The sequence below is a fragment of the Flavobacterium johnsoniae genome, assembly GCF_030388325.1.
Classification (GTDB): Bacteria; Bacteroidota; Bacteroidia; order Flavobacteriales; family Flavobacteriaceae; genus Flavobacterium; species Flavobacterium johnsoniae_C.
On record NZ_CP103794.1, the window covers coordinates 2,196,413 to 2,223,127 of the forward strand.

Annotated in this window: 22 protein-coding genes; 9 read left to right on the forward strand and 13 right to left on the reverse strand. The window is 32.4% G+C overall.

All coding sequences use genetic code 11. From position 1 onward, the window contains the following. Positions 1-41 precede the first annotated feature (41 nt). The 6 genes from NYQ10_RS09660 to NYQ10_RS09685 form a co-directional block, all read right to left on the reverse strand. Positions 42-1,982 carry an oleate hydratase gene (locus NYQ10_RS09660; protein WP_289880343.1) on the reverse strand — a complete coding sequence of 647 codons (1,941 nt, stop codon included), beginning with the start codon at positions 1,980-1,982 and terminating at the stop codon, positions 42-44. Between the two features lie 127 nt (positions 1,983-2,109). Then, positions 2,110-2,745 (reverse strand): ligase-associated DNA damage response endonuclease PdeM, encoded by a 636-nt coding sequence (gene pdeM / locus NYQ10_RS09665; RefSeq protein WP_289880345.1) that lies wholly within the window; start codon positions 2,743-2,745, stop codon positions 2,110-2,112. 6 nt (positions 2,746-2,751) lie between these two features. Then, positions 2,752-5,211, reverse strand: coding sequence for a ligase-associated DNA damage response DEXH box helicase (locus NYQ10_RS09670; RefSeq protein WP_289880347.1), 2,460 nt, complete (start codon positions 5,209-5,211; stop codon positions 2,752-2,754). Next, the gene (locus NYQ10_RS09675; RefSeq protein ID WP_289880350.1) at positions 5,212-6,813 is read right to left on the reverse strand and encodes an ATP-dependent DNA ligase; all 1,602 of its coding nucleotides are present in this window, start codon (positions 6,811-6,813) and stop codon (positions 5,212-5,214) included. A 59-nt stretch (positions 6,814-6,872) separates the two neighbouring features. Continuing rightward, positions 6,873-7,883 carry a ligase-associated DNA damage response exonuclease gene (locus NYQ10_RS09680; RefSeq protein ID WP_289880353.1) on the reverse strand — a complete coding sequence of 337 codons (1,011 nt, stop codon included), beginning with the start codon at positions 7,881-7,883 and terminating at the stop codon, positions 6,873-6,875. Between the two features lie 145 nt (positions 7,884-8,028). After that, complete coding sequence (locus NYQ10_RS09685) at positions 8,029-8,346, reverse strand: hypothetical protein (RefSeq protein ID WP_289880354.1); 318 nt, start codon at positions 8,344-8,346, stop codon at positions 8,029-8,031. Positions 8,347-8,556: 210 nt separating this feature from the next. Here NYQ10_RS09685 and NYQ10_RS09690 point away from each other — a divergent pair, with 210 nt between their 5' ends. Next, positions 8,557-8,688: a hypothetical protein gene (locus NYQ10_RS09690; RefSeq protein WP_255596598.1), complete on the forward strand. Its 132-nt coding sequence runs from the start codon at positions 8,557-8,559 to the stop codon at positions 8,686-8,688. Positions 8,689-8,867: 179 nt separating this feature from the next. After that, the gene (gene ligD / locus NYQ10_RS09695; protein WP_289880356.1) at positions 8,868-11,393 is read left to right on the forward strand and encodes a DNA ligase D; all 2,526 of its coding nucleotides are present in this window, start codon (positions 8,868-8,870) and stop codon (positions 11,391-11,393) included. Here ligD and NYQ10_RS09700 read toward each other — a convergent pair whose 3' ends face one another. The 7 genes from NYQ10_RS09700 to NYQ10_RS09730 all read right to left on the reverse strand — a co-directional run bounded on the left by NYQ10_RS09700 (position 11,394) and on the right by NYQ10_RS09730 (position 18,412). After that, complete coding sequence (locus NYQ10_RS09700; protein WP_289880358.1) at positions 11,394-12,167, reverse strand: Ku protein; 774 nt, start codon at positions 12,165-12,167, stop codon at positions 11,394-11,396. A gap of 113 nt (positions 12,168-12,280) precedes the next feature. Beyond that, positions 12,281-12,910, reverse strand: coding sequence for a DsbA family oxidoreductase (locus NYQ10_RS09705; RefSeq protein ID WP_289880359.1), 630 nt, complete (start codon positions 12,908-12,910; stop codon positions 12,281-12,283). 371 nt (positions 12,911-13,281) lie between these two features. After that, a complete protein-coding gene (gene dnaN / locus NYQ10_RS09710; RefSeq protein ID WP_229356253.1) occupies positions 13,282-14,400 on the reverse strand; it encodes a DNA polymerase III subunit beta in 1,119 nt (372 codons plus the stop codon). A 107-nt stretch (positions 14,401-14,507) separates the two neighbouring features. After that, a complete protein-coding gene (gene gldG, locus NYQ10_RS09715; RefSeq protein ID WP_289880362.1) occupies positions 14,508-16,193 on the reverse strand; it encodes a gliding motility-associated ABC transporter substrate-binding protein GldG in 1,686 nt (561 codons plus the stop codon). Further along, positions 16,193-16,918 (reverse strand): gliding motility-associated ABC transporter permease subunit GldF, encoded by a 726-nt coding sequence (gene gldF, locus NYQ10_RS09720; RefSeq protein ID WP_289880364.1) that lies wholly within the window; start codon positions 16,916-16,918, stop codon positions 16,193-16,195. The genes gldG and gldF overlap by 1 nt, the downstream gene beginning before the upstream one ends. A gap of 71 nt (positions 16,919-16,989) precedes the next feature. Next, the gene (locus NYQ10_RS09725; protein ID WP_289880366.1) at positions 16,990-17,286 is read right to left on the reverse strand and encodes a putative quinol monooxygenase; all 297 of its coding nucleotides are present in this window, start codon (positions 17,284-17,286) and stop codon (positions 16,990-16,992) included. 298 nt (positions 17,287-17,584) lie between these two features. Further along, complete coding sequence (locus NYQ10_RS09730) at positions 17,585-18,412, reverse strand: SAM hydrolase/SAM-dependent halogenase family protein (RefSeq protein WP_289880368.1); 828 nt, start codon at positions 18,410-18,412, stop codon at positions 17,585-17,587. Between the two features lie 262 nt (positions 18,413-18,674). On the opposite strand from NYQ10_RS09730, the gene NYQ10_RS09735 reads away from it, so the two are divergent. The 7 genes from NYQ10_RS09735 (at position 18,675) to NYQ10_RS09765 (ending at position 26,537) form a co-directional block, all read left to right on the forward strand. Continuing rightward, a complete protein-coding gene (locus NYQ10_RS09735; RefSeq protein ID WP_095954015.1) occupies positions 18,675-19,625 on the forward strand; it encodes a PhoH family protein in 951 nt (316 codons plus the stop codon). Between the two features lie 135 nt (positions 19,626-19,760). After that, complete coding sequence (locus tag NYQ10_RS09740) at positions 19,761-20,447, forward strand: hypothetical protein (RefSeq protein WP_289880370.1); 687 nt, start codon at positions 19,761-19,763, stop codon at positions 20,445-20,447. 12 nt (positions 20,448-20,459) lie between these two features. After that, complete coding sequence (locus NYQ10_RS09745; protein WP_289880372.1) at positions 20,460-20,822, forward strand: DUF1801 domain-containing protein; 363 nt, start codon at positions 20,460-20,462, stop codon at positions 20,820-20,822. A 136-nt stretch (positions 20,823-20,958) separates the two neighbouring features. After that, positions 20,959-21,789: a Cof-type HAD-IIB family hydrolase gene (locus tag NYQ10_RS09750; RefSeq protein ID WP_289880374.1), complete on the forward strand. Its 831-nt coding sequence runs from the start codon at positions 20,959-20,961 to the stop codon at positions 21,787-21,789. Between the two features lie 160 nt (positions 21,790-21,949). Next, complete coding sequence (locus NYQ10_RS09755) at positions 21,950-24,298, forward strand: S9 family peptidase (protein ID WP_289880376.1); 2,349 nt, start codon at positions 21,950-21,952, stop codon at positions 24,296-24,298. A gap of 120 nt (positions 24,299-24,418) precedes the next feature. Beyond that, positions 24,419-25,372, forward strand: a complete 954-nt coding sequence (locus NYQ10_RS09760; RefSeq protein WP_289880377.1) for a phosphoribosylaminoimidazolesuccinocarboxamide synthase — start codon at positions 24,419-24,421, stop codon at positions 25,370-25,372. A 31-nt stretch (positions 25,373-25,403) separates the two neighbouring features. Then, the gene (locus NYQ10_RS09765) at positions 25,404-26,537 is read left to right on the forward strand and encodes a glycoside hydrolase family 26 protein (protein WP_289880380.1); all 1,134 of its coding nucleotides are present in this window, start codon (positions 25,404-25,406) and stop codon (positions 26,535-26,537) included. Positions 26,538-26,715: the final 178 nt, after the last annotated feature.

Genomic DNA, 26,715 nt, shown 5'->3' on the forward strand with positions numbered 1-26,715 from the left:
TGAAAAACCCAGTAAATTTAGTTTTACTGGGTTTTATTTTGCTAATCTTTTATTCCTTTGAGCCAATCTTTAAAACGGTTAAATTGCTCGCCAATAAAAGATTCATGATCATCTTTATCTTCTTCAATTGGCGGTAAAATATGTTCAAAATATGTTCCTCTTAAGACTTTATGTAGAATACCTTCTCCTAAAAATGCTTTTCCATCATTTAATGTTCTCACAGCTTTTAAAAGATGTCGAATGTCATATTGCAACGGATTAATATCTGGAACTTGTTTGTTCAAATTCAATAATTTGTACACTGCAATTCTAGCCGTTCTAATCGAACTTTCCATAGTAAAAACAACATCATTATTGGTTTCAACAAATTGTCCTATTAATCCAAGATTTTTGCATCCTTCTGGCACAACGCGTGGACGATCGCCTTTTGCTCTTGGCATAAACATCGAAGTGATATAAGGCATGAAAGCGGTTCTTACAATTGTGTTTTCCAGTATATTATCAAGTTTGTCTAGAATTCCTAAATGAAAAGATAATTCGGTCAAAATCTCATCTCCGGTGCATTCTGGCATTACTTTTTTAATGTAATTTCCAGGTTTGTCCATAAACAATGCGTAAACCCAAAGCACCAAAATATCATCTGGCTGATCTGGAAAATGAGGCTGTCTGTTGCAAGTAAAACTCATTAGCCAATTAGAATCTGTTATGGTGATGATTCCGCCCGTAACTGTTTTTCCAGAATACGGATCGTTTACAGAGTATTCTTTTAGTTTTTCTACAAAAGCAGAAGGTTTGCAAGTCAATGTAACCGATTCCCAAGAAGATTTTTCAATATTTGTGCAGAACTTTTCTGGTTTTCCAAAAATGGGTGATTTGGCGGCAAGGTTTTTCCATAACATCCATCCCGCACTTTTTCCGCTTGTTGAGTTATCGATACCGATAATTGGAGCAGTTTTATTATCTCCATAAAAAGTATCTTCGGTCATTGAGCCTGTTGTCACGATTACAAAATCATCTTTTCCAACTGGATTTCTGGTTTCTTTTCCTTCATGTTCCGTTATAATTCCTTCAACAATTTTTCCTTCAGTATTACTTTGAATCACTAAATCTTTGATAAGGGTATGAAATTTAATATTAACACCTTTTTCTTCAAGGAATTTTCGAAGTGGCGTAACAAAAGTATCGTACTGATTATATTTCGGAAACACCAAAGACGAAAGATCATTTAACCCGTCAATTGCGTGAAGAAACCGATGCATATAAAGTTTTAATTCTAACAAACTATGCCAGTTTTCAAAAGCGAACATCGTTCTCCAGAAAGTCCAAAAGTTGCTTTCTAAAAATGATTCGCTAAAATAATCTTCAATAGTCAAGTCGTCCAATTCTTCTTTTCTTTTCAGCAGAAGTTTTACAATCGCCAATTGGTCTTTTTTGTTTAGACCAAATTTGCTAAAATCTTTAATTTCACCATTTTTATGAATTAATCTTGCTTTCGAATAATTCGAATCATTATCATTTATTAAACGATATTCATCTAGAACTGTGTAAGGTGGAGGCATTTCTAAAGCTGGAATATCTTGAAAAATATCCCAAAGATTTTCGTAAGTCATATCCATTTCACGGCCGCCACGAATCATATAGCCATCTTTCGGATTTCCAGAACCATCTAAAGAACCTCCATCGATGTGAAGTTGTTCTAAAAAAGTAATGTTTTTCGCCGGAATTCTTCCGTCTCGAATAAAATAATAAGCAGCAGCCATTCCAGCAATTCCGCTTCCTACAATATAGATTTTACTGTTTTCGTGAGATTTGAGCGGAATTCCGATATTACGCTGGTAATTTCCAATCTGATCTGAAAACGGCATCGATTTTTCTGGGGTGTTCAATTGCGTTTCAGTACTCGAATCTGGTTCGTGATTAACATTTCCGTAGGTCGTAGAATTGTTGAGAACTTTGTCAAATTTTGATGTAATATTCTTCATTTTCTAAGCTTTAGATGTTTGTTAAACTAAATTAAGCCTAAATTTTGAAAGATAATTCTTTTATTTTTGAGAATAAATTCGTATAAATAACTGATTGTTAATTATATATGTTTTGTTTGGTATTTTATCAGTCTTTATTGATTTCAATTACATCATTTCCTGCAATGGCGTAAATTGTGTCTTGTGGACTAGGTTTAAGAAAATATTTTCCTGTAAACTCGCCAAATGCGGGAAGTATTATTTGGTTTGGTTTGCAAAAGAAACATTTAAGTTTTAAAGTCTGCAAACCCAAGCCACGTAAGACAATTCCGGGATGAATATGCCCTGAAAAATTAAATAAATCTTCTTTTTCTGTAGGATGGTGTGTGAAAAAGAAGTTGTCAATTTCTAAAAGTTCTGTTACGATTACGCCGATTTTTTTATAATGACTTTCATCAATAATGTCGTGATTTCCAGTAATTAAATAAGTTTCTTGTTTGTGATTAGAAAGCCATTCTTCAAAAATATTCCATTCTGTATTTTTAGTGCTGTGAAATAAATCTCCCAAAAAAATGATTTTTTCGGGAAGAAAATAATCCAAAACAAGAGTGATTTTTCTAAAATTTTCTGAAATGGCATTTTGCGGAATTGCAATTCCATGTTTTCTAAAATGAGTAATTTTTCCTAAATGAACATCAGAAATAATTACTGTTTTTTTTCTTTCCCAAAAAACGGCTCCGCTTGGATGTAATATAAAAGTATCGTTGTTGATTTGAATTTTCATAAACTATCATTTCATGTAAGAAGCCGTCATTTTCTGAATTCTTTCTGCCAAAGTTTCGCTTGACAATTTTTCTCTCAATCGATCTGTAATGATTGGGAAACTAAAAGGCGTTGGTTTTAAACATTTTTTCCAAATGATATTTTGACTAGCAATTCGTTCTAAAGCTAAAATCAAACGTCCTTCTTCTAACTGATGTTCAAATGTTTCGCGATAGACTTGATGCAATAATAAATTATCGGGTTCAAAATCTCTAAAAACTTCAAATAATAATTGAGAACCGCTTTGTAAATGTTTTGTTTTAACCATTTTTCCCGGAAAACCTGTAAAAACCAATCCAGCAATAACGGCAATATCTCTAAATTTTCTGCGAGCCATTTCAGTCGAATTCAAGCTTTTCTGCAAATCATGATGTACATATTCCGTTGAAAATAAATTATTATCCAAAACCGCTTCAATGTCAATTTCCTGATCTGAAAGTAATTCGAAACCATAATCATTATAAGCTAATGAAAAAGTTATAGATTGCAATAAACTAATTCGATACGCCAATAAACTAGCTAAAGCTTCGTGTACAAATCGACCTTCAAAAGGATAAAAAATAGCGTGAAATCCTTCTCTTGTTTTGAAAGTTTCAATTAAAAATTCATCTGAACTCGGAACAATAGATTCTTTTCGCTGTCTTAAAAATAAAGGTTGTAAAGCTTTTAATTCTGGCGAAAGATTATCAGTATTGGCACGATATAATTCCTGACGAAGCAATTCGCTCATTTGAGAAGATAAAGCCAGACGGCCTCCCATCCAACTTGCAATTTTAGATTCTTTCTTCGGACTCGCTTTTTTTACCAAAACCTGCATGTTTCTGATTTTAAATAACTCCAGTTTTTTTCCTGCGAAAATAAAAGTATCTGCAGGTTTTAATTTCGAAATAAACCATTCTTCAATAGTTCCGATATAGCCTCCGCTTAAAAATTTTACATTCATAACAGCATCGCCAACAATAGTTCCAATCTGCATTCTGTGATGCATTGCAATCATTCTACTATTGATTTTATAACAGCCGTTTTCATCAATTTCTACTTTTTTAAATTCGTCATAAGCTTGCAAACTCTGACTTCCGTTGGTAATAAAATTGAGAATCCAATTCCAGTTTTCTTTGGTAATGGTTTGATAACTAAAAGTTGATTGAATTTCTTTAAAAATTTCATCAGGATAAAATCCGTCAGAAACAGCTAAAGTGTTGAGGTACTGTATTAAAACATCCCAACTGTTCAAATACGGAACACGATCTTCTATAACACTATGTTCGACTGCTTTTTTCAGTGCCGAAGCTTCAATCAATTCAATTGCATGTGTTGCCAGAAAATAAATTACACTTTCTTTTCCCGGCTGATGCCCGCTTCGTCCGGCGCGCTGCATAAAACGCGCAACGCCTTTCGGACCGCCAACTTGAATAATCGATTCGACAGGAGCAAAGTCAACACCTAAATCTAAACTTGACGTACAAACTACGACTTTTAATTCTTCATTTCGAATCGCATTTTCTACCCAAAGTCTGGTTTCTCGATCTATACTTCCGTGATGCATTGCCATTTCTCCCGCAAATTCAGGATATTTTTCTAATAATCTTTGATACCAAATTTCGCATGCGGAACGCACATTTGTAAAAATTAAAGTGGTTTTACTGGCTTTTACAATTTTCGCCACTTCATCAATTAAATGCAAACCCATATGTCCGCGCCAAGGATATGTATCCATTTTTGGCGGAATTATAGAAACAACTTTTATTTTTTTATTGATAACTGCTTTTATTAAAACGGAGTTATTGTAAGCTTCAGAATTAACTCCGAGTAAAACTTCTTGCGCTTGCTGAAGATTTCCAATTGTGGCTGAAATTCCCCAAATTCTAAGGTTTTTGGCTATAGTTTTAAGTCGGGATAAACCCAATTCTACTTGAACGCCTCGTTTAGTTCCTAACAATTCGTGCCATTCGTCTATCACAATCGAACTGCAATTTTTAAAAGTAGAGGCATATCCTTTTGATGCCAAAAGCAATTGTAGACTTTCTGGAGTTGTAATTAATAAATCGGGCATTTTGCCTTTTTGTTTGGCTCTTTCTGCTGCAGAAGTATCTCCAGAACGAATTCCAACTGTCATCGGAATTTCTAAATCTGTTAAAACTCGTTCTGCAGCTTGTTTGATTTCTACTGATAAAGAACGCAATGGCGTAATCCAAATTGCTTTTAAACCAGGATTATGCTTGGTTTTATAATTCGGATTTTCTTTAATATAATTTAAAATGATTGGAAGCCAAAGCGCATAGGTTTTTCCGCTTCCTGTTGGCGCGTTCAGTAAACCATTTTTTCCTTGCAGAAAAGCAGTCCATGTTTGTGTCTGAAACGGAAAAGGTTTCCATCCCTGACTTTCAAACCAATTGCTGGCGATTGTAAATAGCTGCTCTCTGTTCATTTATAAAATCATATTTTTTAAATCGTCTATAGAATTGGCTTCTTCAATTTTTTTATCGTGACGCCATCTTAAAATTCGTGGGAAACGAGTTGCAACGCCGCTTTTATGTCTTTTAGAAAGTGCAATTCCTTCAAAACCGATTTCAAAAACCAATTTTGGAGTTACACTTCTCACGGGACCAAATCGCTCTAAAGTGTTTTTTTTAATGAAATCATCGACCATTCTAAATTCTGCATCGGTTAAGCCAGAATACGCTTTCGCGAAAGTGACGAGTTCACGTTCACTGTTTTCGTTTTCTTGCCATAAAGCAAAAGTATAATCGGTAAATAAATTGGATCGTCGACCGTGACCACGCATTGCATAGGTGAGAACGGCATCTATGGTTAAAGGTTCAATTTTCCATTTCCACCAATCGCCTTTTTTTCTTCCAACTAAATACGGAGAATCTTTTCGTTTGAGCATTAAACCTTCGCTTTTCATTTCGCGAGATTTCATTCTTTCATTTACAACATCTTCCCAAGTAGAAAAAGTAACTCTTTCTGAAAGCTGCAGCGGAATATCTTTTCCAATTAAAGTGGTGAATAATTCTTCTAATAAAGTACGACGCTCTTCGTAAGGAAGATTTCGAATATCATTTCCTTGCCATTCTAATAAATCATAAGCTTTAATGATAACGGGTGATTTTTTGAGAACAGAAGCTGGAACATTTTTTCGTCCAATTCGAGTTTGAAGATCATTAAAAGTTCCAATTTCATTTTCTATAAAAGGAAGAATCTCACCATCAATAACAGTTCCGTTTGGAATATTTCCGATGAAAGATTGAAATTCAGGGTATTTATCGGTTACCAATTCTTCTCCGCGAGACCAAACATAAATTTCGTTTTCACGAATAATAGTTTGAGAACGAATTCCGTCCCATTTATGTTCGGCGCTCCAATCTTCAGGATTTCCTAAACTTTCTAGCTCGCCTTCAATCGGATAAGCCAAATAAAACGGATAAGGTTTTGATAAATAATCGCTACTTCTTTCATCTAAAATTAATTCCTGAAAAGTAATCGTATTCGGATTCCAATCGCCCATTAATTTGTAAGCCAGCGTATCTTCGTCTATATTTTCTGCTTTAGAAAGTGCTCTCGTCATCAACTTCTGACTTAAACCAATTCTGAAACTTCCTGTAATTAATTTTGTAAAAACAAAGCGTTCGTAATAATTCAAATTCAACCAATTGGTTTGCAGATATTCTTTTTTCTCCAAATCATCTTTCTTTTTTAAAGCGATAATTTCCTGTAAAAACTCCGTTAAACTTTTATCAGAATGTTCTTTTGTCGTGGAAATAACCAACGCAATTGTTTCGGCTAAATCTCCAACAATATGGTAACTTTCCTCAAATAGCCAAAGCGGAATATTAGCAATTTCATTTGCCCATAATCGTAATAAAGTAGTATTTACAGGTCGAGGCGGACGCCTATGCGAAAGGATTGCAATTGTCCAAACTTTATCTTCATCACTTGCTTTCAAGAAATAATTAGTCAAAGCATCAACTTTTACCGATGTTTTATTAGAACTGTCTAAGGTTTTTATAAGCTCGGCAAAGTTTTTCATTTTTTGGTTGTTGGTTTATAGTTGATTGTTGATGGTTTGATAACCTTTGAACTTATAACTCATAACTCATCATTTGCGGCGTCGTTTGTTTCTCCTTCATATTGAGTGTGAGCGGTTCTGGCATCATAACCTAATTCTCGGAGATATTTGGAAAATATATCAGAATATCCGTGTGTGCAGATTATTTTTTCGGCTCCTGTTGCTTTGATGCTTTCTAGTAAACCTGTCCAATCGCAATGATCGCTGATAACGAATCCGCGATCAACGGCACGTCTGCGTCTTGCACCACGAAAAGCCATCCAACCGCTTGCAGTTCCGGTTACAAAAGGAGTCATTTTTCTTATCCATGTGCTTCCGTGCGCGCTTGGTGGCGCGAGAACAATATTTCCAAGTAAATCTTCTTTTTTAGTTTCTTGAGTTACTCTAATTGTTGCTGGTAAATCAATTAAAGGTCGAACAATATTTGTCATATTTTCGATTGCGCCATGCGTGTATATTGTACCAATATTTGGATCAAGATATTTTAGTAAACGTTGCGCTTTTCCTAAAGAATATCCAAAAAGTATGGAAGTTTTACCTTCAGCTCGATTTTCTACCCACCAATTATTAATCTCGGTCATTACATCTTTTTGAGATTCCCAATTAAAAGCTGGAAGTCCGAAAGTGCATTCGGTTATGAAAGAATGACATTTTACAACTTCATAAGGAACAGAAATTCCGTCGTCTTCTGTTTTATAATCTCCTGTAAAAACCCAGATTTCGCCTTTATATTCTACTCTAATTTGTGCCGAACCAATAATATGTCCTGCAGGATGAAGAGAAAATTTTACTCCATTTATAGTAAAAGTTTCGTTCCAATCTTTGCCAGAAACGTTGATTTCTCCTAAACGATATTTAATAATTGGCACATTAGAATGATGTGTAATATAATTTTGATGTCCCCATCTAGAATGATCAGAATGCCCGTGCGTTATAATAGCATTTTTTACCGGTCGCCAAGGATCAAGGTAAACATCTGCCTGCTGACAGTAAATTCCTTTATCGTTAAACTGTAATAGTGGCGGATTCATCTCTTTTAATTAGATAATTGTATTTACTATCTTGTTGCAATTATTAGATAAGTAATAAGAGAAATGCTTAAAACACACGTAAAAGCGTTTATAAAATTAAGCATTGCGTAAGAATATTTATATTTTGGTGTCATGGTTCTTGGTTTTAATGTTCAAAATTTCGATAAGGCGGACAGTCATATTTATGATCTTCAGGATCTAAATTGTAACTGTTATAAGGATTTACTTCGTCATAACTAGAAAAAGGCGTGTTGTCTTCAGCTGTGTTCAAACCGCTTTCTATTATTTCATAGCAATCTTCAAATTGATTGCATTCGTTTCTGTAATTATAATCTGGATTTTCTCCCGATGTAAATTCTTGGTCTAGCGCTTCATTTTCATGAGCGGTATCAATATGATCTGGTTTGCTACATTTAAAATCATTTAATTTTGCAGTGTATCGGTTGTCTGATTCTGTGTTCATAGCTGCTTTTTTAAATTAATAATTTTTCAACTTGTATATACAAATTTGATAATTAGAAGATTAAAAAAATTATACGATTTGATTTTAATTTTACATGATTCGTTTATCAGCTGATTTTCATTCTATAAAAATCAAATGTAATTCTGTAAAAAACGCCTGAAAGTAATTTTGCAACTTTGTATCTATTAATTATTTAAAAATTAAAACATTATGGAAACTTCAAGAAAAGATTCGAAATCTGGAATGAAAGATTCTGGAAAAACTCAAAAATCAACATCTGGTTCTAGAGGAAAAAGCACTACTACAAAATCAACAGATTCAAAAGGTAGAGCTGGTCATTAATTTTTTTTAGTTAATTATAAAAAACTAAATAATAAAAGCGTGCTGTTTACATGTAAGTAGCACGCTTTTACGTTTTTAGTAATTAGATTAAAAATAATACTGTAATAAGAAATGGAAATTGTATAACTCATTTTTTTACAATTATTTATAGCTTTATATTATAATAAATACCTGAAAATATGTCGCTTACGAAATACAATCAGAAAAGAAATTTTAAGGAAACGAAAGAACCTCAAGGGAAAAAAGCTAAATCGGAAAGCAAATTAATTTTTGTTGTTCAGAAACATGCTGCGTCTCATCTTCATTATGATTTTCGTTTAGAAATGGATGGTGTTTTAAAAAGCTGGGCAGTTCCAAAAGGACCTTCATTAGATCCAGATATTAAACGTTTGGCGATGATGGTTGAGGATCATCCTTACAGTTATAAAGATTTTGAGGGAAATATTCCGAAAGGGAATTATGGTGCTGGAAACGTGATTGTTTGGGATAATGGAACTTACGAGCCAGGAGAAGAAAGCAATCTTAGCGCTGAAAAACAATTATTAGCCGATTTGAAAAAGGGACATTTGAGAATTGTTTTGAAAGGAAAAAAACTGAAAGGAAGTTTTTCATTGGTAAAATTAAAAGGTAAAGAAGATAATGCTTGGCTTTTAATTAAAAAGGAAGACCAATACGCTGATAAAGTTGATATTACGCTCAAAAATAAATCGGTTATTTCAAGACGAACTTTAGAATCTTTAGAGAAAGAAAATAAGCCTGAACCAGTTAAAAAAAAAGTAAGTCCGATAAAGAAAACAATTGAGGAAGATAAACCAGTTGCTTTTGTAAAACCAATGCTGGCAAGTTTAAGTGACAAACCTTTTAATGATGAAGATTGGGTTTTTGAAAACAAATTTGACGGTTATCGTACAATTGCGGTTTGTAATTCGGATGATGTTGAATTGTTTAGCAGAAACAAAATTTCATTCACGGATAATTTTCAAATAATTGCTGAAGATTTAAAAAAAATCGATCACAATGTTGTTTTGGATGGAGAAGTGGTGGTGGAAAAAGCTGGTCGTTCTGATTTTCAGTTACTTCAAAATTTTCTAAAAACAGGAAGAGGAAATTTGAAATATTATGTTTTTGATATTTTAAATCTGGACGGAAATGATCTAACTGGACTTTCTTTGCTCCAGAGAAAAGAATTACTCAAAATTTTACTTGAAAAATATGATTTTACCAATGTTTTTTATTCGGAACACATTCAAGGAAAAGGAATTAAATTTTTTGATCAAGCTGTAAAGAAAAATGGAGAGGGCATTATTGCCAAAAGAGCTTCTGGATCTTATACATCAGGCAAAAGATCTAAAGATTGGCTGAAAATTAAAATCTCTCAAGCTGAAGAAGCCATAATTATCGGAATTACTGAACCTAAAAATTCCAGAGAACATTTTGGAGCTTTGCTGTTAGGACAATACGAAAATAAAGTCTTGAAATTTATCGGAAAATGCGGAACAGGATTTACGCAAGCAACGCTAAAAGAATTGTACGAAAAATTCAGTCCGTATTTTATTGATGAAAGTCCGTTAGAGCAGAAAACGGGTTTAAGAGATATTGTACAATGGATTAAGCCCAAATTTGTCTGTCAGGTAAAATTTGCAGAATGGACTCAGGAAAATCATTTAAGACAGCCAGTTTATTTGGGACTTCGTTTGGATAAAAATCCTAAAGAGGCTGTTTTTTCTAAAGAAATAATTACGCCTAAAAAAGAAACTACAATGAAAAAAGAAATACTTAATAAAGATAAAAACGAAAATGATTTTGATTTGAAAGTCGGAAAAGTAAAGCTTCATCTTACGAATCAGAATAAAATCTATTTTCCTGACGATCAGATTACGAAAGGAGAAATTGTAAATTATTATAATGAAGTTTCAGAATTAATTCTTCCGTATTTAAAAGATCGTCCGCAATCTATGAATCGATTTCCAAACGGAATTGAAGGGCCTAGTTTTTATCAGAAAGATGTAGATGAAGATAAAATTCCAACTTGGATTAAAACTAAAAAAATCTTTTCAGAATCGAACAACGCTAATATTGATTATCTGATTTGTAACGATAAAGCATCTTTACTTTACATGGCAAATTTGGGTTGTATTGACATCAATCCGTGGAATTCAACAATAAAGCGAATTGATAATCCGGATTGGGTTGTAATAGATATTGATCCTCAAAAAGATGATTTTAAAGAAGTTGTAAAAGTAGCTTTGGCTGTAAAAGAAGTTATGGATAGTTTTGAATCTCCTTGTTATTGTAAAACTTCTGGGGCGTCAGGATTACATGTTTATATTCCGCTTGGCGGAAAATACGATTACGATTCTGTAAAAATATTTGCAGAAATTCTTGCTCATGAAGTTCATCAAAAATTACCAGACACAACTAGTTTAGAACGTTCTATTAAAAAACGAAAAGGTAAAATTTACATCGATTATTTGCAAAACAGAAAAGGACAGACTTTGGCGGCGCCTTATTCTGTTCGTCCAAAACCTGGAGCAACCGTTTCAACTCCGTTAGAATGGAGTGAAGTAAATGCTAAATTGACTCCGCAACAATTTACAATCAAAAATGTTTTGAAACGTTTTGAAAAGAAAGGCGATTTATGGGCGCCAGTTTTAGGTAAAGGAATAGATATAAAGTCTATTTTGAAAAAGTCTGAAGCTATTTAATCAAGAAGATTTTTTCTTATTTTCTAAACTTGCTTTTAGCATACTCATTAAATCATCTGATTGTTTATGAACGACTTTAAGTTTAGGCGCAGTTTGTTTTTTGCCTTTGGCTTTGTCTTTTATAATTTTTAAAAGTTTTGCAGTGTATTCGTCTTTGTATTTCGAAATATCGAAAGGCTCTGTTAATTGTTCTACCAATTTATTTGCCATATCAATTTCTTTTAGTTTTGTTTTGGAAACCGCAGGAAGTTTAAGCTCGCTTGTATCTCTAATTTCTTGTTCAAATCGAATACGATTTAAAACAATAACATCTTTATAAGGTTTAAGAATAGCAAGTGCTTCTTTGTTTCGAAGTACAAAACTGGTAACGCCAACTTTTCCTGTAGATGCCATTGCATCTCTTAATAAAGCGTAAGCGTTTGCTGCACCTTTATCGGGCTCTAAATAATAAGGCTGTTCGTAGTATAAACTGTCAATTTCTTTTTCGAGAGTAAAATTCAGAATATCGATAGTTTTCGTTTTTTCAGCATCTGCAGCTTCAAAATCTTTATCCTCAAGAATAACATATTTGTCGTCTATTTTATATCCTTTGACAATATTGGCAAAAGCAACTTCTTTTCCTGTGGTTTCATTGACTCTTTTGAATTTAATATTGGAATTATCATTTTTATCCAGCATATCCAAGTCTAGAGAACTTTCCTGAACCGCAGAAAAAAGTTTTATGGGAATATTAATTAAGCCAAAGCTAATAGAACCTGTCCATATTGATCTCATAACGCTATTTTTTAAAATGAAAATAAAGTTATGAAGATCAGAACAGATTCATTTACAAAGGATTTTGTAAAAGTTATAAAATCTCAATCTTAATTAAAGAGAATTTAAAGTGATTATTTCAGAACTTCCTGAATTGTATTTACAAAAGTTTCTACAGGCTGTGCTCCAGAAACGGCATATTTTCTATCGAACACAAAGAATGGAACGCCTTGAACACCAATTTCTCCAGCTTCTTTAATATCAGATTGAACTTCTTTTATAAACAAATCATCACTTTCTAAAACCTCTCTAACTTCATTTTCGGCAAGACCGGCTTGAATTCCTAATTTTATTAAAGTAGGTCCGTTGTTTAGATCTTGACCATCAGTAAAATAGGCTTTAAAGAAAATTTCTTCCATTCGATCGTCAATATTTTTAGTTTTAGCCAATTGAATGATTCTGTGTGCGTTTAAAGAATTAGAGATAACAGCTTTATCGAAATTATAATCTAAACCAACGCTTTTAGCGCGTTCTGCAACGCCTTTATGCATTTCTTTAGATTGTTCAACCGACATGCCTTTTCTTTCTGCTAAAAACGTGTAAACGTCTGTATCAGGTTGCGCAGTAATTGTTGGATCAAGCTGAAAGCTTTTCCATTCAATTTCAAAATTATCATTTGGAAATACTGAAAGAGCAGTTTCCAATTGTCTTTTTCCTATATAACAAAACGGACACATGATGTCCGACCAAATTTCTATTTTCATAATTCAAAGATACGGAAAATTTGTTGTTTCAGGTTTTTGGATTGTGCTGAATTTAAACGCAAAGGGCGCAAGTTTTTTTGATTTAGACAATGTATAGGAAAACGCAAAGTTCGCAAAGCTTTGAGTAAAAACTTTGCGAACTTTGCGTAAACCTTGGCGTCTTTGCGGTAAAACTGTACGTATAGTATATCAACCTGAAACTTGAAACCTGAAACAAAACCCAACCAAAAATAAAAAACCGCAACTCTTTATAGGAATTGCGGTTTCTAGGTATAAAAAATGGTTGGTTAATAGCGATATTTTTTTTTTACAATGATATATCTTTAATATTGAACTAAAAAATATCCCTGTAACAAAAAGAAACTTTGATGTTAACTATTTAACATAACAGGCATTACGAGCATCGTAACCGTTTCACCCTCTTCTAAACCATCAACTGGAGTTAAGATTCCAGCTCTGTTAGGCAATGACATTTCAAGCATAATCATGTCAGATTGTAAATTAGTCAACATTTCTGTTAAGAAACGAGAGTTGAAACCAATTTGAAGATCATCTCCTTGATAATCACAAGTTAATCTTTCTTCTGCTTTATTTGAGTAATCGATATCTTCTGCAGAGACGTTTAATTCAGCTCCAGCAATTTTCAAACGAATTTGGTGTGTAGTTTTGTTAGAGAAAATCGCAACACGACGTACAGAACTTAAAAATAAAGAACGGTCAATCATTAATTTGTTTGGATTTTCTTTTGGAATTACCGCTTCGTAGTTCGGGTATTTTCCGTCAATTAAACGACACATTAAAATATAATTGTCAAATGAGAAAGTCGCATTTGAATCGTTGTATTCAATTTTTACTTCAGCATCAGAACTTCCTAAAATACTTTTTAAAATGTTTAAAGGTTTCTTAGGCATAATAAAATCTGCAACTTGAGATGCTTTTACATCTGTACGTGCATATTTTACCAATTTATGAGCGTCTGTTGCAACAAATATTAATCCTTCTGGTGAAAACTGGAAGAAAACTCCAGACATCACAGGGCGTAAATCGTCATTTCCTGCTGCGAAAATAGTTTTGCTAACTGCAGTTGCTAAAACTTCTGCAGGAACAAGTGTTACAGATGGATCTTCTAAACTTACAGCTTTAGGGAATTCTTCTCCTGCAGCATAAGCTAACGCATATTTACCAGAATTAGAGCTGATTTCTACTGTATTGTTATCTTCAACAGTAAAAGTTAAAGGTTGTTCTGGGAAAGTTTTTAAAATTTCAAGCAAAAGTTTAGCAGGTACTGCTACGCTTCCTTTACTTGTAGAATCGATCGATAATGTAGCAGACATAGTCGTTTCAAGATCTGAAGCAGAAACGGTCAACGCATTATTGTCTAGTTCAAATAAAAAGTTATCTAAAATAGGAAGTGTATTGTTGCTGTTAATTACACTACCTAAAACTTGTAATTGTTTTAATAAGTACGAACTCGATACTATAAATTTCATCGTCTTTTGTTTTATTTTTTGCTCTTTTTCTCAGTTTTTCTTCAACTAAGTAAGGTTTTACAAATATATCGTAAACATTCTTAGTTTCGCAATTTTTTTATTAACATCTACTTGCTGTATTTTCTTTTTCTTAAAAAGGTAAAAACAAGTCCGAAAACCAATAAAATTAGAATTGGAACTCCGATAGTTATGAATTGGGTAAAAGTATAACTTTGATAAACTTTTTCTTTGTCCAATAAAGGCAATTCGACATCTTTGCTTCTGATGTTAATAAGTCCGGTATCATCAAGCAAATAATTAATACTATTCATGATGAAGTCTTTATTATCATATAAATTACCAGTTCTTTGATCGTAACCCAATTCTACTGGTTCTAAATTTTTATCTAGTTGATTTCTAGCTAAATCTCCATCGGCAACTACAATCATTTTGTTTGGTTTTCCTTTTACGGCAAAAGAATTGTCTTTAAATGGTAAAACTCTATTTTCGAAGGCAGAATGAAATTCACCTTCTAATAAAACAGCCATAGCCTTGTTGCCTTTGTGTACATATTCTTCAGGCGTTGTTTTTTCGGTTACCATATTCAGATTTACTTCTGCTGGCGTTCCGATTGTTTTCGAATATTGTGAAGATTGTAATAAAACCGTTTTCTTGATTCCGTTTTTTAAAGTGTCAATTGGGTTGGCAAAATCGAATTTAATTCCGCCAAGATTTTTTACAATGGGATGCTGGCTTGTTGGATAAACCTGCGGCGCAAATTTCCAGATGAAATCTTGATATTGAGTTGCGCTTCCTTGTTCGCCAGTTGCTAGTTTTATCGGACTTCCTTGCTCGTCTTTCACCAAATCAGGATTAATTCTGAATCCGTATTTGAAGAACATATCGTTCAGGTTTAAATCTCTCGGATACGCCAGAGTAGCACCTGCATCATTGTACAAACTGTCCATATCGGCAGCGGCCTGATCAATTAGCCAAAGCGTTTTTCCTCCATTAATAATAAACTGATCTAAAACTTCTTTTTCTTCGTCAGAGAATTTTTCTGTTGGTTTAGAAATTATGGCTAAATCGTATTTTTTAAGCGCATTTAAAGTTCCGTTCGGATCTTTGGCTACAGAATCTAATGTAAACGGACCAATAAAATAACTTTCTCTAATTTGCAAAAGCATTTTAGCAATGTAAATCTCTTTCAGTTCGCCATTTCCTCTAATAATAGCAACTTTTTTCTGCTTGTTTTTAGTGACTTTATTAATCGCATCTGCAATAGAATATTCTAAATGCTGAATAGAACCAATTACTTTTTGTGTCGTAGAAGCACCCATTCTGTTTTTCAACAATGGAATATTAACTTCTTTGTTGTTGTAAACGGCAACAGCCCACGGAAAAACCATTGCTTGAGATTGTTTTCCTTTATCATCAACCGTAATGTTTACGGGCGTTAAGCCTTTTTCGAAAAGTGATTTTGTCAATTCATCGCTTTCTTCTTCGTTTGCTAACGGATCAACAAATTCGAAAACTATATTTTTATTATATGCTTGAAATTCTTCTAATAATTGTTTTGTTTCTTGCTGTAAACGTCTAAAATCGGCAGGAAGTTCGCCAGCCATATAAATTTTTATAGAAAGCGGATTTTCAACTTGTTTTATAATTCCTAATGAAGTTGGCGATAACGTATAACGTTTGTCTTTCGTTAAATCAAAACGATGAAAAAATAGCGTTCCAAGTATATTTAAAACAATTAAAATAAAAATTGTAATTCCTAACGTCTTGATATTTTGTTTTGTAGATGCTTTCATTACGCTTTAAAAGATTTTAATTGATAAACAGTAAAAGATAAAAAAGCGATTGAAATGCTTAAAAAATAAATAATATCTCGAGTGTCAATAACACCTCGACTCATACTTTTAAAATGATTCTGCATTCCTAAAACAGAAATAAAATCACCTGAACCTGGAATTAGCGAACTCAAGCCTTCAAAACCAAAATAAAAGAAAAAGCAAAGAAAAACGGCAATAATAAATGCTACAATCTGATTTTCTGAAAGGGTAGATGTAAAGATTCCTATTGCTGAATAAGAAGCAATTAAAAACAATAATCCGAAATAAGAACCAATTGTGCTTCCCATATCGATATTGCCTTCAGGCGAACCCAAATCTGAAATTACTTTTACATAAATTAAGGTTGGAATAATGGCTAAAATAATTAACAAGAACGAGCCAAAGAATTTTCCGTTTACGATTTGCCAGATTGATAAAGGTTTGGTTAAAAGCAACTCTAAAGTTCCTTGTTTTTTTTCGTCAGAGAAACTTCTCATGGTTACGGCTGGAATCAAGAAAATTAGAATCCAAGGCGCCAAAGTGAAAAATGGAGTTAAATCGGCATAGCCTGAATTTAGAATATTATAATCTCCTTCAAATACCCATAAAAATAGTCCGTTGCTGATTAAGAAAATCGCAATGACCAAATAGCCAATTGGCGAGCCAAAAAAGGATTTTATTTCTCTTAGAATTATAGACTTCATATATTTTGTTTCAAGTTTTTTTTGTTTCATGTTTCAAGTTCCACGCTTAACGTGAAACCTTAAACCTGAAACTAATTTAAGCTAACCAGTTTATCAACGCTCCACGCTTCTGGTTTTGCATTGAATAATTTCTTTGTAAAATTCCAAACGGTATTAAAAAGTTCCGAATTTCTGTAATTTTCTAAATCTTCTTCGGTTTCCCAATAACTATATGTAAAAAAAATGCATTTGTCATTTTTGTCCTGATACAATTCTAAAAAACGATTTCCTTCTGCATTTCGTATTTTGTCTTTCACAGATTCAAAATTCTCCAGAAAATCAGGAATTTTTTCTTCGTGAAAACTCATTTTTACTATTCGAACAAACATGCTTGCAATTTTAGATTTCTGAATTTAGATTTTAGATTTTTGAATTGTCTAAAGTCTTACAGGTGCGCAAAAATACAAATTTGATTGTTGTTTTAATTAAAAATTGAAATATTATAAAATGTCGATTTTTAAATTCTGATTTCACCTTTTTTTCAAATATAGCCCGTGGTTTCAACCACGGGAACACAACGTTTATATAATGCGTCCCCGTGGTTGAAACCACGGGCTATGTTTATGATGTAATGAATAATCTGCTCAATCAGTAAAATCTGCCAGAGAATAGATCTAAAATCTAAAATTAGGAGAATTTAATCGTAATCACATCACGATAATTTAATCCCAACAAACTATTAGCAGAACCGACTTTAGAAGGATTACTTCTAAAAATGGCAATTTCTAGAAAACCAGCTTCGTTAAAAATAGCCAGTTTTTCCCCTTCGTAGTTTTTAATCGGATATTTGTCTGAAGTCGCAATGGCAGAATAATTTGGCAGAATTGTTTTGATGTTTTTCGATTTCATGATGATTTCGTACGGGCGTCCGCGCGAAACTTCTAAGAATTGTTTTTTAGAAATATTAGTTACAATGTTTCCAAAATGATCGATGTAAATTACGTAACCTTTTAAAGAATTTCCGTCGCTTGCCACAACAGCTTGCAATTCGGTTGCTTCTTTAATTGCCGTGATTTCTTTTCCGATAACATTTAGTAATCCGCCTTTTGCCAAATGCGAAGCTACTTGAATAAAAATATCCAAATCTGTAGCCTCAATCGGAAAACGATCGTGAATATTAATAGCCACAATTTTCTGCGGTACAATCTTCTGCGTAAGCATACTCAGGATTCCGTTATCGGCGCAAATAAAATAATGATCATTCCACTGCATGGCAATATGCTGGTTTTCTTTGTTACGTTCAATATCAACACCAATTAAGTGTACAGTTCCTTTTGGAAAGCTCAAATAAGAAGCGCCAATAATGTAACTCGCCTCGGCAGTATTAAAAGGATCAATGTCATGAGAAATGTCAATAATCTGAACCTCTGGATTTTCAGAAAGTATTTTACCCTTCAGCGATCCCACAAAGTGATCTTTCAAGCCGTAGTCTGTTGTAAGGGTAATTATTGACATAATTTTGTTTATAACTATTGATAGTATTTAAATCTAATTTTCATTAAATTTGAGAAATGCAAAGCTAGTAATAGTAAATACAAATTGAAAGAAAGAAAAGACAAATTGTATTTTTTAAAGCATTTGTTTGTTACAATATTCAGAAACATTGATTTAGTTTAAAGAACAAAAAACTGAAAACTGCAACTGAGTAGTGTGACTTTAAAAAGACCCGACAACCTCTAAATACTAAAAGGAATTATTTAATTTAAAACTACTTCATTTGAACGAAAGAATAATCGAGCTAGTAGATATTGCACCAAAAGAATTTTGGGGCGCTCAGGACAGCCATCTAGAGATCATTAAAAAGTATTACCCAAAGCTTAAAATCGTAGCGCGAGGGACAACTTTAAAAGCATTTGGCGAAAAAGATGTTTTAGATGAATTCGAAAAAAGATTTCAAAGATTAATGCTTCATTTTACCCGTTACAATAATATTGATGATAATGTAATTGAACGTGTAATTATGAGTGATGGTCAAGAAGACAAAAGATCTTATGATCATGACAAAATCTTAGTTCATGGTGTTGGCGGTAAAATTATCAAAGCGATGACGCCAAATCAGCAATTACTTGTTGATACCATTAAGAAAAATGATATGGTCTTTGCTATTGGTCCTGCTGGAACCGGAAAAACATATACCGGTGTCGCTATGGCGGTTAAAATGCTAAAAGATAAAGAAGTAAAAAGGATTATTCTAACACGTCCTGCGGTAGAAGCTGGAGAAAATCTAGGATTTCTGCCTGGAGATATGAAAGAAAAACTTGATCCTTATATGCAGCCATTGTATGATGCGTTGCGTGATATGCTTCCGAATGAAAAACTTGAGGATTATATTTTGAAAGGAATTATTCAGATTGCGCCGCTTGCCTTTATGCGTGGACGTACGCTTGATAATGCTTTCGTAATTCTTGATGAAGCCCAAAACACCACACACTCACAAATGAAAATGTTTTTGACTCGTATGGGAAAAAACGCCAAATTTATGATTACAGGTGATCCAGGACAGGTCGATTTACCAAGAAGAACTATTTCTGGTCTTAAAGAAGCAATTTTGGTTCTGAAAGACATTGACGGAATCGGAATTATTTATCTGGATGATAAAGATATCGTGCGTCATAGATTGGTTAAAAAGGTAATTGACGCTTATAAACAAATCGAAAATCACGATTAAGTTTAATTTTTAGTGAAATGTTAAATGTAAATCGTGAATTGTGTTTTGACATTTATTAATATTCGTTTTGCATTTTTTTAGAAGTGCAAAACGAATATTTTTTTATGTATTAAAAGAATTCATTATTCTAAATAAATGGAAAGTAAAATTATTTTGGTAGTTGGTTTGCTGTTTTTTGCTTTTAGAGTTTATGCTCAAAAAAGTGAAAATAAAAAATCAGAGAATTACTCAAAGAAATTATCTGGAAAAGAAATTGTATCAGGATTAAATAGATTAAATTTTTTCAATCTGACAGATAAAAAGGATTTAAAAATTACAAAAGAAGATTTTAAGAAATCTTACGATAAATTGAGTTTTTTTGAAGGTCATATGAGAGAAGATTTAAGTTTTACGGACAATAGATTTTATTTTATTGATTCTGAAACATTATTTGAAGGAGAAGGATTAATTCAATATTTAGAAACTGTAAAAATTTCATTTGATAAATTAAATTTAAAACTTTTAGTGTCTGATGAATTTGAAGATCAGACTGATAAACATTTACTTCATAAAATAAAATTAAACGGAAAAGAATATATTGCTTTCAATAATGATTTTGGCAATTATGACTGGACTATAGCGTATTTGAATTTTATTGAAATGTTAAATGATCAGCTTAAAATTCAAGGAACTGACGAACAATTTTATCCAATTAGTTCAGGAAATGATGGCAGAATTGTTTTATTGACTAAAAAGCAGTTTGAATTTGTAAAAATGAATTATCCAAACGATAAAGAGCATCCAAAAGAAATTATTGATTGGAAAGACGGCTTCAAATATTAAAAATATAAAGAAATGAAACAACTCGATGATTTCTACCTAAACCAAGAAGAACCTATAAAAGGAATATTTTTGGCATTAAAAGAAATCATTTTAAAACAAGATTCAGATATTACAAATACTTTAAAATACGGAATGCCTTTTTTCTCTTATAAAGGAAAAATGTTCTGCTATTTCTGGATTCATAAAAAACTCAAACAACCTTATATCGGAATTGTAGAAGGAAAACATTTTGATGAAGATTTTCTTCTTCAAGAAAAACGTTCAAGAATGAAAATTTTATTGCTCGATTCTGAAAAAGATTTGCCTTTGGAACAAATTAAATTTGTGGTTCAAAAGGCTATAAATTTATACAAATCGGGAATTGTTAAGATTTAATTATTTAAAAAAGCAATTTTTAAACGAATAGTTAAATAAATAATAAACTTGCCTCAATTTTAGCTTTCAAAGCTTGTAATCTTTGTCTAGCCGAGCTTAAAATCGTAAATTTGCATATCATCGATATTTGATAAATATGACAAAACTTAAAAATATAAAAGTTGTAGTAAGCGACCTTGACGGAACTTTACTCAACCCACAACACAGAATTTCAGAATATACCAAATCAATTTTTCAAGAACTTCATAATCAAGGTTATCTAATTGTTGTAGCTACAGGACGTCATCATCTTGATGCCATGGCGATTATTGACAAACTTGAAATTCCTGTTTATTTGGTAAGCTCTAATGGAGGAAGAATTCATTCGCCAAATAAAGAAGAACTTTTCGCTTTTAACTTAGATAGTGATGTTGTAAAAGCCGCGTTAAATATAGAAATTGATCCCGACGTTACGGTTGTTTTATTCAAAGAAAACGTTTGGCAAACTAATAAATGGAACGAAAGATTAAACTCATTTCAAGCCGAACTGAAATACCGTCCAGAATTAGTTGATTATAAAACGATAGAAGATTTCAAGGCAATAAAAATCTTCTTTTCATGCGATAATCACGAAAAGTTAGTAAAAGTAAGAGATGCTGTTTTGGCCAATTCTTCAGAACATTTGCATCACGCTTTCAGTTTGCCAACTTGCTTAGAATTTATGGATAAATCTGTAGATAAGGCAGTTGCAATTTCCAAAGTCTTAGAAAAAGAAGGGTTTACAATGGATGAAGCCGTTTCTTTTGGAGATGGTTTTAATGATTTGCAAATGTTGTCTGCAACCGGAAGAGGATTAATTATGGGAAATGCGCCTTCGATTCTAAAAGATGCTTTGCCTGATTTAGAAGTAATTAAAACAAATGCTGAAGATGGAGTTGCAAAGTATATCGCAACTAAAATTTTAGATAAAGAATTAGCAGCGAGTTAAAATCAAATTAGATTTTTCACATAAATCAGAATCCTTGAAGGTCTTTCTTCAAGGATTTTTTGTTAAAGGCATATTTATGTGAAGATTTTCGCAAGGAAATAGTTAAAACATTTTTTTAGAAGTTTTGAGAGTGTATTTTTGTTTTCTCAAAAACACATTCATGATAACAAAAAACATTTTTACCGCAGCCTTTTTATTTCTTTCAGTTTTAGGAAATACCCAAGAATTGAAATTAGAAGAAATAATGAAAGGCGAATCTTTTATTGGAAATCAACCCACAAACGGACGCTGGTCTTTAGACGGTAAAAAGGTTTATTTTGAATGGAATCCAAAAGATGAATTAGGATCAAGTACTTTTTTCTGGCAAAAAGGAATGTCGAAGCCTGAAATTGTATCTCCAAAAGAAGCTGCATTTTCTCAACAGGATTTCAAAACAAAACCAGGATCAGATTTGGTTTATTATTTAGATAACGGAAGTTTGTTTTCGTATTCTCTTCAATCCAAAACAACAAAAAAACTAATTCAGCAATCTTCAAGATTATCCAATTTAGAATTTGGAGCTCAAAATGGAGTTTTGTTTTTCGTGCAAAATGATAATATTTTTAAATACGATACTAAGGCTGGTACGATTTTACAAATTACCAATTTTAATAAAGGAATAAAAAAAGAGATAAAACCAGATACTGAATCTTTTTTAGCAAAACAGCAAAATGAATTATTCCAATTTATAAGAGATAAAGAAGCAAAAAAACAATGGAATCTTGAAAAAAGCAAAGCGGTAAAATCTGATTTTGCAAAACAATATTTCTATGGAAACGACCGATTTGCGGGGCTTCAAGTAAATCCGAATGGTAATTTTGCGACTTTTATTTTGGTCGAGGAACCAGAGGTTAAAAGCGAAAAAATGGAAGTTTTTATAACGGCAGATGGTTATAATCAAAGTCCAGAAACAAAAGAAAAGGTTTCGACAAAGAACTTCGTGAAAACAAAATTCGGAATTTATTCTGTAGCAAAAGATTCTGTTTATTATGTGAATTTTTCGACTTTAAGTCATATTCAGGACTCGCCGAAATATTTTGAATTATACGATAATTTAAAAAATAAAGCTAAAGAAGATAAATTGATTGTTCCTAAAGCACCAATTTATAACGAAAGTGGCTCACTGGCAATTGTAGATATTAGAAGTCAGGATAATAAAGACAGATGGTTGGTAAGTTTGAATTTGGAAAAAGGTACTTTTGAAGAAATCGAACATCAGCACGATGATGCTTGGATTGCTGGACCTGGAATTCCTTCTTATTCATTTTCTTCTGGAAATTTAGGTTTTTTAGCTGATAATGAAACTATTTATTTTCAATCTGAAGCTACAGGTTATTCCCATTTATACACTCTTAACTTAAAAAGTAAAAAGAAAACACAACTTACTAAAGGGAATTGGGAAGTAAGAGATTTGACTTTATCTAAAGACAAAAAAACGTTTTATTTAACAACAAATACAACTCATCCTGGAAATAGAGAGTTTTATAAACTTGCTGTTGCAGACGGAATTTTACAGCCAATTTTAACAAAAAATGGTGCTCACGAAGTGGTTTTATCTCCAGATGAAAAATCGCTTTTGGTTCGTTATTCTTATAAAAATATTCCTTGGGATTATTATGTTGCCGACAATAAAAAGAATGCAGTTCTACAGCAAATTTCTTCTTCAGTTTCAGAAGATTTCAAAAAATACAAATGGAGAGAACCAGAAGTAATTACTTTTAAAGCTCAAGACGGAACGCCTGTAAATGCTAGATTATATACTCCAAAAACAGAAAATGCTAATAAAGCGGCAGTAATTTTTGTTCATGGTGCGGGTTACCTTCAAAATGCGCATAATTTCTGGAGTAATTATTACAGAGAATATATGTTTCATAATTTGTTGACTGATTTAGGATATACAGTTTTAGACATCGATTATAGAGGAAGTGACGGTTACGGACGTGATTTTAGAACTGGAATTTATCGTTTTATGGGAGGAAAAGATTTATCTGATCATCTTGATGGAAAAAAATATCTGGTAGAAAAATACGGTATTGATGCTAATAGAGTAGGGATTTACGGTGGTTCTTACGGAGGTTTTATTACTTTGATGGGAATGCTGACAACTCCAGGCGAATTTAAATCGGGTGCAGCTTTGCGTTCTGTAACAGATTGGGCACATTACAATCACGGGTATACGGGAAATATTTTGAATTTTCCAGAAACCGATCCAGAAGCTTACAAAAAAAGTTCGCCAATTTATTTTGCTGATAATTTGAAAGGAAATCTTGTGATGCTTCACGGAATGGTTGATGACAATGTTGAATATAAAGATATTGTGCGTTTGTCACAACGTTTTATCGAATTGCAGAAAAAGAACTGGAGCTTGGCATCGTTTCCGGTAGAATCTCACGGTTTCAAAGAAACTTATTCATGGATAGATGAATACAGCAGAATTTTAAATTTATTTAATGAAACACTTTTGAAATAAGTATTCAGTTTTCAGTCGCAAGATTAAAACTGAAAACTGCGACTGAAAACTGAATACTTTCTTGCTTGCTCTTTTAAATAGTTTTAAATTTGCATTCACAAAAAAACAACACAACAAAAAATGAGCAATACAATCACAACTACAAATTTTAATTTCCCGAATCAGAAATCAGTTTACCGCGGAAAAGTTAGAGAAGTTTATAATATCAACGACGAACTTTTGGTAATGGTAGCGACCGATAGACTTTCGGCTTTTGATGTAGTTTTGCCAAAAGGAATTCCCTACAAAGGACAAATCTTAAATCAGATTGCAACTAAGTTTATGGAATTAACAGAAGATATTGTTCCGAACTGGTTAATCGCAACTCCTGATCCAAATGTTGCTGTTGGACATTTATGTGAGCCTTTTAAAGTAGAAATGGTAATTCGTGGTTATTTATCTGGACACGCTGCAAGAGAATATGCTGCGGGAAGAAAACAAATTTGCGGCGTTAGGATGGCTGAAGGTTTAAAAGAAAATGACAAATTTCCAGAGCCAATTATTACGCCAACTACAAAGGCAGATAATGGTTCTCATGACGAAGATATTTCTCGCGAAGCTATTTTAGAAAAAGGAATTGTTTCTGAAGAAGATTATTTAGTTTTAGAAAAATATACTCGCGCATTATTTCAAAGAGGAACTGAAATTGCAGCTTCTCGCGGATTAATTTTAGTTGATACAAAATACGAATTCGGAAAAACAAAAGACGGCGTTATTGTTTTAATTGATGAAATTCATACACCAGATTCTTCTCGTTATTTTTACGCTGACGGATATGCTGAAAGACAAGAAAAAGGAGAAGAGCAAAAACAATTATCTAAAGAATTTGTTCGCCGTTGGTTAATCGAAAATGGTTTTCAAGGTCAAGAAGGACAGCAAATTCCAGATATGTCAGACGAATATATTACGTCTGTTTCTGAAAGATATATCGAATTGTACGAGAATATTTTAGGAGAAAAATTCGTAAAAGCAGATATTGACAATATTGATCAACGTATTGAAAAAAACGTATTAGAATACCTTTCTTCAAAATAGTAATTTCGGGTTTAAACTAACTATTTAAACCATGAATGATAAAATTAAAAATGCCCTGTTATTTGTATGTCTTATAACAGGGCATTTTCTTTTTTCGCAAATAGATAAAAAAGCGACAAAAGAAACCAAAAATCTTTATAAGAATTTAAAATTAATTTCAAAAAATCATATTCTTTTTGGACATCAGCATGCTTTAGAATATGGTCACGGCTGGAGTAATGAGCCTAATCGTTCTGATGTAAAATCGGTTACAGGTTCACATCCAGCAGTTGTGGGAATTGATTTTAGCGATTTTTCTGGAAAATCTAAAGATGAGATTGAAAAGTCTAAAGAAACTTTAAGAAAAAATGTAATTGAAACTTACGAAAGAGGCGGCATTACAACTGTTTCATGGCATTTTAATAATCCAGCTTCTGATGAGGGGTTTTACTGGAAAGATGGAATTTCTAAAGCTTCAATGTCTTTAATAAAACCAGGCGGTTCAAATCATGAGCAATACAAAGAAATTTTAAAAACAATTGCCGATTTTGCTCATTCTGTAAAAGCTAAAAATGGAAAGCTTTCTCCAATGATTTTCAGACCTTATCATGAATTCGATGGTGATTGGTTTTGGTGGGGAAAATCACAAACTTCTCGAGAAGATTTTATTGCGGTCTGGCAGTTTACAGTTTCGTATTTGAAAGATACTTTGGGCGTACACAATTTTATTTATGCCTTTTCTCCAGATAATAGATTTAATTCTGAAGAAGAATATTTAGAACGTTATCCTGGAGATGATTTTGTTGATATGTTCGGGATGGACGATTACGGAGATTTCGGACGTGATGGTAAATATGATCTAGATGCAGGTTTAAAAAAACTGAAAATATTTTCTGATTTGGCAATTAAAAAGAAAAAATTAGCCGCATTTACAGAAACTGGCTTAGAATCTATTCCGAATGAAAATTGGTGGACAGAAATATTGCTTAAAACTTTAAAATCGAATGATTTACAATTGGCTTATGTTTTGGTTTGGCGAAATGATAAAACAAGTCCAACACATTATTATGCGCCATTTCCAGATCAGATAAGCGAAAAAAACTTTATAAGATTTTATGACGATCCTTTCACATTGTTTGAAAAGGATTTAAAAAATATTTATAGTACAAAATTCAATTTGAAATAGTATAAATTTCAACAAAAAGTAAAGCGCGATTCAATTATTTGGATCGCGTTTTTTTGTTGATATATAATGATTTAAAAAAAAAAAATATAAATTTTTTCATTTTTAGTGCAACGTTTTACCTGTTTTATACGTCTATTAATAAATCATCACAATCATCAATCAATTAAAAACAATCAAT